This is a genomic window from Methylobacterium sp. (genome assembly GCF_019750675.1).
Taxonomy (GTDB): domain Bacteria; phylum Pseudomonadota; class Alphaproteobacteria; order Rhizobiales; family Beijerinckiaceae; genus Methylobacterium.
The window spans coordinates 1-5,847 of record NZ_JAIEOF010000194.1 but is presented as its reverse complement, the minus strand read 5'-3'; the positions used below and the strand labels follow the sequence as shown (position 1 = coordinate 5,847).

Here is a 5,847-nt window from a genome sequence, read left to right as displayed (position 1 = left end):
AACCCGCCCCGGAGACCGGGGCGGGCTGATGGCACGGCGTTGCGGCGGTCAGCCGATCACGGGTGGATCACCATGGCGCTGAACGGGTGCACGTAAGCCTGCAGCATCACGAGGCCGCCGACGAGGCAGGCCAGCACGATCGAGTGCCAGAACACGAAGCGCAGGATCTTGCCCTCCTGGCCGAAATAGCCGGTGGCGGTGGAGGCGACGACGATCGACTGGGCGTCGATCATCTTGCCCATCACGCCGCCCGACGAGTTCGCCGAGGCCATGAGGATGCCCGACAGGCCGAGCTGCTCCGAGGTGATCTTCTGCAATCCGCCGAAGAGCACGTTGGAGGCGGTGTCCGAGCCCGTCAGCGCCACGCCGAGCCAGCCCAGCAGGGTGCCGAAGAACGGGTAGAGGATGCCGGTGCCGGCGAAGGCGAGGCCGAGGGTGGCATCGACACCCGCGTAGCGGGTGAGCACGCCGAGCGCGAGCATCGCCGCGATGGTGATGAGCGAGTAGCGCAGCACCCAGATCGTCTCGATATAGGCCGTCACCAGGCGCCAGGGCGAGAAGCGCATGATCAGGCCGGAGATGATCGCGGCGAAGAGCACGCCGGTGCCGGTGTAGGACATGTAGGTGAAGGCGAAGACGGCGGCTTCCGGATGGGCTTTCGCCACCACCGGCGGCACCTTCATGATCACGTTGTGCAGGCCCGGCACCTCGTACTTCCAGGTGAAGATCGGGTTTACGAGGCTCTTGAACCAGCCCGTGCCCCAGATCGCCACGATCACCGAGAGGATGATCCACGGGACCCAGGCCATCGCGATCTCGCGGGAGGTCGCGGTGCGGCCACCGAGATCCACCTTGGGCAGGTCCCCCGGAACGGCGGCGCCGAGCGAGACCGGACGGCCGCCGTTGACGTAGCCGATGGACGGGTCGTTGCCGCGCAGCGCCGGGGAGGTCCAGATCTCCTTGGGCTGCCAGACCTTGAGGAAGGCCACCAGGGCGGCCATCGAGATCAGCGAGGCGCCGATGTCGACGATCCAGGGGTTGACGTAGTTCGAGATCAGGAACTGGGCCGCCGCGAAGGAGCCGCCGCAGACGAGGATCGGGGGCCATATCTTGATCATGCCGCGGAAGCCCGCGAACACCCAGATCAGCCAGAACGGCACGATGATCGAGAAGAACGGCAGCTGCCGGCCGATCATGGCGCCGAGGATGTAGGGGTCGTAGCCCGTCACCGAGGCGAGGCCCTGGATGGGCGCGCCGAGCGCCCCGTAGGCCACCGGCGCGGTGTTGGCGATGAGCGAGAGGCCGGAGGCCGCCAGCGGCGAGAAGCCGAGGCCGATCAGGATCGCGCCCGTGACCGCCACCGGGGTGCCGAAGCCACCCGCGCCCTCGAAGAAGGCGCCGAAGGCGAAGGCCACGAGCAGCAGCTGGAGCCGCCGGTCCGTGGTGATGCCCGCCACCGACTGCTGAAGCGTGGCGAACCAGCCCTTCTCCACCGTCAGGCGGTAGAGGAAGATGACGTTGAGGATGATCCAGCCGATGGGGAACAGGCCCAGCGCGACGCCGTAGCCGGAGGCCCGCAGGGCGAGGTCGCCCGGCATGCCGAACAGGAAGACGGCGACGCAGAAGGCCAGCACGAGGGAAAGCACGGCCGCGATATGGGCCTGCACCTTGCCGCTCGCGATCATGCCGAGCAGGGCGATGACCGGCAGAGAGGCGGCGAGAGTCGAGAGCCAGGCATTCCCGAATGGGTCGTAGACCTGATTCCAGGTGGTCACTGTGTTCACGGGCGCCTTACTCCTCCGGGCAAGCCCGATCTCCTGCCGGGCCTTGTTCCCGTAGCTAGCAGAGCGGTCCGGCCGGCTCAACGCGGGTTAATCATGTATTCAGAGGGTGTTGCATGGATATCCGTGATCCGGGCCGCGACGCCGGGGCGCTTCCTCGCGGCGGTCGACGGCGCCGCACCCTGCGCATTCCCGCTCGCGTGAGGGGAACATGCGCCTGCGGCGGCCACTTCCCCCACGAGACCCCGAGCGATCGGAACCGGAGATTAAATCTATGTTTATGCGCGTCGACAAGCTACAGGCCGAGCTTCCTGCACCCAAGCGGAAAGATCCGAACGCCGCCGCGGCCCTGCAGGAATTGCTCGGCGGCAAGTATGGCGAGATGTCGACTCTGGGAAATTACATGTTCCAGAGCTTCAATTTTCGCAGCAAATCGAAGCTGCGCCCGTTCTATAGCCTCGTTGCGGCGATCACGGCCGAGGAACTCGGTCACGTGGAGCTCGTCAGCAACGGCGTGGCGATGCTCGCCAACGGTCCCGACAACGACGGCGACGCGAAGGACGGCGGCGACATCTCGAAGGCGCCGTTCGAGGACATGAAGGACATCCGCCTCGCGGCCGCCTTCCTGTCGAACGGCGGCGGCGTGACACCGGTCAACAGCAACGGCGCCTCCTGGAACAACGACTTCATCACCACCACGGGCAACGTCGTGGTGGATCTGCTGCACAACTTCCACCTCGAATGCGGCGCCCGCCTGCACAAGCTGCGGGTCTACGAGACCCTGACCGATCCGACCGGCCGCGAGGTCTGCGGCTACCTGCTGGTGCGCGGCTCGGTCCACGCCCACGCCTACGCCCTGGCCCTGAAGAAGATCACCGGCGTGGAGATCGAGAAGTTCCTGCCGACCCCGAACATCAACCTCGACAAGATTCCCGAGTGCCAGAAGTACCTCCAGGAGGGCTCGCACCGCCGGCTCTACACCTTCAGCCCGGGCGACTACACCGAGATGGCCGGCATCTGGGGCAACGGCGAGATGGCGCTGCCGGGCGATCCGCCGGGCGAGCTCAGCGTCGTCGAAGGCATGCCCGAGGGCGGCAAGATCCACCAGCTCACCGGCGTGCCCTCGGCCTTCACGCCGGACTACGCGCCGCAGGAGATGTTCGAGATCGCCGAGAAGCTGACGAAGAAGGCCCGCTGAGCCGGAAGCTCCGGACGGGATGAAGACGGGGCGGCTCCTTCGGGGCCGCCCTTTTTCATGGCGACTTCCCTGTTCGGGGAGCCGGTGCGGTTCAGCCTCGGCGGGAGGCGCGCCAGAGGGTCCAGAGGCGGCGCCAGCGCGGAATCTCAATGACCGTGTTGAGGGGGTCGTAGCCCGGCCGCTCCATGGCGGCGAGGTAGGGCTCCACCAGGGCCACGGGCAGGAAGGCGGGGCGCGCGGCCGGCGCGATGGTGGCGCGGGCCGCCTCGTAGGCTTTGAGGTGGCGGCGCGCCAGCGCCCGCAGGTCGGCGGTGGCGCGCAGGAGACCGGGGCCTCCGCGCCCCGTGACGATGTCCTCGCGGGTGACGCCGTAGGTCTTGAGGATGTCGGCGGGCAGGTAGACCTGGCCCGCGCGCGCGTGCCAGGGCAGCGCTCGCAGCAGGCCGGTGACCCCGTAGGCGACGCCCGCGTGGCCGGCCGCCGCCGCGCCGCCGGGCTCGGCCCCGTCGCAGAGGACGAGGGCGCCGAGGCGGATCAGGGCCGAGACGGTCTCGCCGCAATAGCCCTCGAGATCATTCACCCGGGGCATCGGATCCTCGTAGAGGTCGAAGACCCGGGCATCGATGAGATCGACGAAGGGCTGGCGTCCGAGCTTGCGCCGCACGATGGCGTCGTCGAGGGCGGCGGCCACCGGGTTGGCCTTGACGTCGCCGCGGGCCTCGCCCTGGAGGGCGTCGCGCCACCATTGCAGGCGGATCTCGCCGGCCATCGGGTTGGAGGCGGCCTCGCGGACCCGGGCGACGGTGAGGCTGAAGGCGATGAGGGCGAAGAGATGGGGCCTGGCGGAAGCGGGCGCGAAGAGAGTGGCGAAGTAGCGGTCGGGATCGCCGTCCCGGACCAGGCCCTCGCAATGCTGGAAGGCGAAGGCGAGGTTGCCCTCGGCCGGGCTGGTCCGGGTGTCCGAATCCGTCATGTCCCGCGCTTCATCATGCGACCGCGATCAGGGCGGCGGCGACCTTGCGGTTCTCCGCCATGAGGATGTTGTAGGTGCGCGCCGCGGCCCCCGTTTGCATCACGTCGAGGCCGATGCCGCCCTCCTTGAGCCAGCGCCGGAGCGCATCGGGAAAAGGCGCGATGTCGAGCCCGGTTCCGACGAGGAGGAGTTCCACCGCCCCGGCCTCGGCAAGGATCGGACGCAGCGCGTTCCGGTCGATGGCGCGGGGCTCGGTCACGTCCCAGGCCCGGATGCCGGACGGCGTGACCAGGATCGAGCCGCGATGGGACATCTCGGCGAAGCGGAAGCCGCCGTTGCCGTAGGCGTCGATGAGGTGGCGCCCCGGAACGAAGCCGTCGTGCAGGCTGCCGGAAGACGCCATGGCCGCCCCCTACTCCGCCGCCTGGGGCACGCGCCCGCCGGCCGGGCGCCCCTGCGCCTTCACGCCCGAGAGCATCAGGCCGAGATAGATCAGCACCGGCGTCGAGACGAAGATCGCCGAGTAGGTGCAGATGACGACGCCGGCCAGCATCACGATGGCGAAGCCCTTGATCGCCTCGCCGCCGAACAGCACCAGAGCCAGCAGCGACAGGAAGGCCGAGGTCGCGGTCATCACCGTGCGGGACATGGTGGAGTTGATCGAGAGGTTGAGGAGCTCCACCGTGGGAATGGTCTTGTAGCGGCGCATCAGCTCGCGCGTCCGGTCGAACACCACCACGGTCTCGTTGAGCGAGTAGCCCACGATGGTGAGGATCGCGGCGATCGAGGTCATGTTGAACTCGATGCGGGAGATGACGAAGACGCCGAGCGTGAGCACGATGTCGTGGAGCGTGCCCACGATGGCGCCGAGCGCCAGTTCCCGCTCGAAGCGGAACCAAAGGTAGAACAGCACCGCCAGCACCGAGAGCACGACCCCGATGGTGCCCGACTGCACGAGTTCGCCCGAGACGCGGGGACCCACGGTCTCGGTGCGTCGGAACTCGTAATCGGCGTCGAAGGCGGCATGCGCCTTCTGCATCACGGCCGTCTGGCCCTGCTCGCCCGGCTGCAGGGGGAAGCGCACCAGCACGGTGCCCTCTCCGCCGAGTTCCTGCACTTCCGTCTCGCCGAAGCCGAAGCCGTTCGCCGTATGGCGCACCGCGCCGACATCGGCGGTCTTCGATTTCGCCTGCAGCTCCACCAGGGTGCCGCCCTTGAAGTCGATGCCGAAGTTCAGGCCGACGGTGAGGAACAGCACCACCGTCGCCACGGACATGAAGGCCGAGAGCGGGAAGGTGAGGCGCCGGAAGCGCATGAAGTCGACGTGCGACTCGTCGGGCCAGAGGCGAAGCAGGCGCATGATCGGTCTCGAAACTCTTGGTCAAGGATGCCGGCCACGAAGGCCGGCCGTCCGAGATGACGGCAGGGCCGGCGATTAGAACGGCAGGGCCTTGGGCCGGGCCATGTTGTACCACAGGGCGATCATCATCCGGGTCAGGGTCACGGCGGTGATGACCGTGGTGAGGATGCCGAGGATGAACACCACGGCGAAGCCCTTCACGGGGCCGGAGCCGAGGAAGAACAGGATCAGGGCGGCGATGGCCATGGTCGAGTTCGAATCGATGATGGTGGCGAAGGCCTTGTCGAAGCCCGCCTGGAGCGCCGAGACGATGGAGCGGCCCGCCCGCACCTCCTCGCGCACGCGCTCGTAGATCAGCACGTTCGAATCCACCGCCGTGCCGATGGTGAGCACGATGCCGGCGATGCCCGGCAGGGTCATGGTCGCCTCCAGCACCGACATCAGGCCGAGGATGAGGCCCACATGCACGATGAGGGCGATGTTGGCGAAGAAGCCGAACACCCCGTAGGTGGCGAACATGAAGACGACGACGAGG

The 5,847-nt window shown here is 68.0% G+C and carries 6 protein-coding genes; 1 reads left to right on the top strand and 5 read right to left on the bottom strand.

All coding sequences use genetic code 11. From position 1 onward, the window contains the following. Nucleotides 1-56 precede the first annotated feature (56 nt). Nucleotides 57-1,775 carry an L-lactate permease gene (locus K2X24_RS10355; protein ID WP_292497548.1) on the bottom strand — a complete coding sequence of 573 codons (1,719 nt, stop codon included), beginning with the start codon at nucleotides 1,773-1,775 and terminating at the stop codon, nucleotides 57-59. A 280-nt stretch (nucleotides 1,776-2,055) separates the two neighbouring features. Here K2X24_RS10355 and K2X24_RS10350 point away from each other — a divergent pair, with 280 nt between their 5' ends. Continuing rightward, nucleotides 2,056-2,979 carry a manganese catalase family protein gene (locus K2X24_RS10350; protein ID WP_238274895.1) on the top strand — a complete coding sequence of 308 codons (924 nt, stop codon included), beginning with the start codon at nucleotides 2,056-2,058 and terminating at the stop codon, nucleotides 2,977-2,979. 91 nt (nucleotides 2,980-3,070) lie between these two features. On the opposite strand, the gene K2X24_RS10345 is transcribed toward K2X24_RS10350, so the two are convergent. The 4 genes from K2X24_RS10345 to K2X24_RS10330 all read right to left on the bottom strand — a co-directional run. Next, nucleotides 3,071-3,952, bottom strand: a complete 882-nt coding sequence (locus tag K2X24_RS10345) for a phytoene/squalene synthase family protein (protein WP_292497545.1) — start codon at nucleotides 3,950-3,952, stop codon at nucleotides 3,071-3,073. A gap of 13 nt (nucleotides 3,953-3,965) precedes the next feature. Beyond that, nucleotides 3,966-4,355 (bottom strand): MTH938/NDUFAF3 family protein, encoded by a 390-nt coding sequence (locus K2X24_RS10340; RefSeq protein ID WP_238274908.1) that lies wholly within the window; start codon nucleotides 4,353-4,355, stop codon nucleotides 3,966-3,968. 9 nt (nucleotides 4,356-4,364) lie between these two features. Continuing rightward, on the bottom strand, nucleotides 4,365-5,312 hold the full coding sequence (gene secF / locus K2X24_RS10335) for a protein translocase subunit SecF (protein WP_292497541.1): 948 nt from the start codon (nucleotides 5,310-5,312) through the stop codon (nucleotides 4,365-4,367). Nucleotides 5,313-5,387: 75 nt separating this feature from the next. After that, the coding region (locus K2X24_RS10330) for an MMPL family transporter (RefSeq protein ID WP_292497539.1) at nucleotides 5,388-5,847 on the bottom strand (460 nt) is incomplete at its 5' end.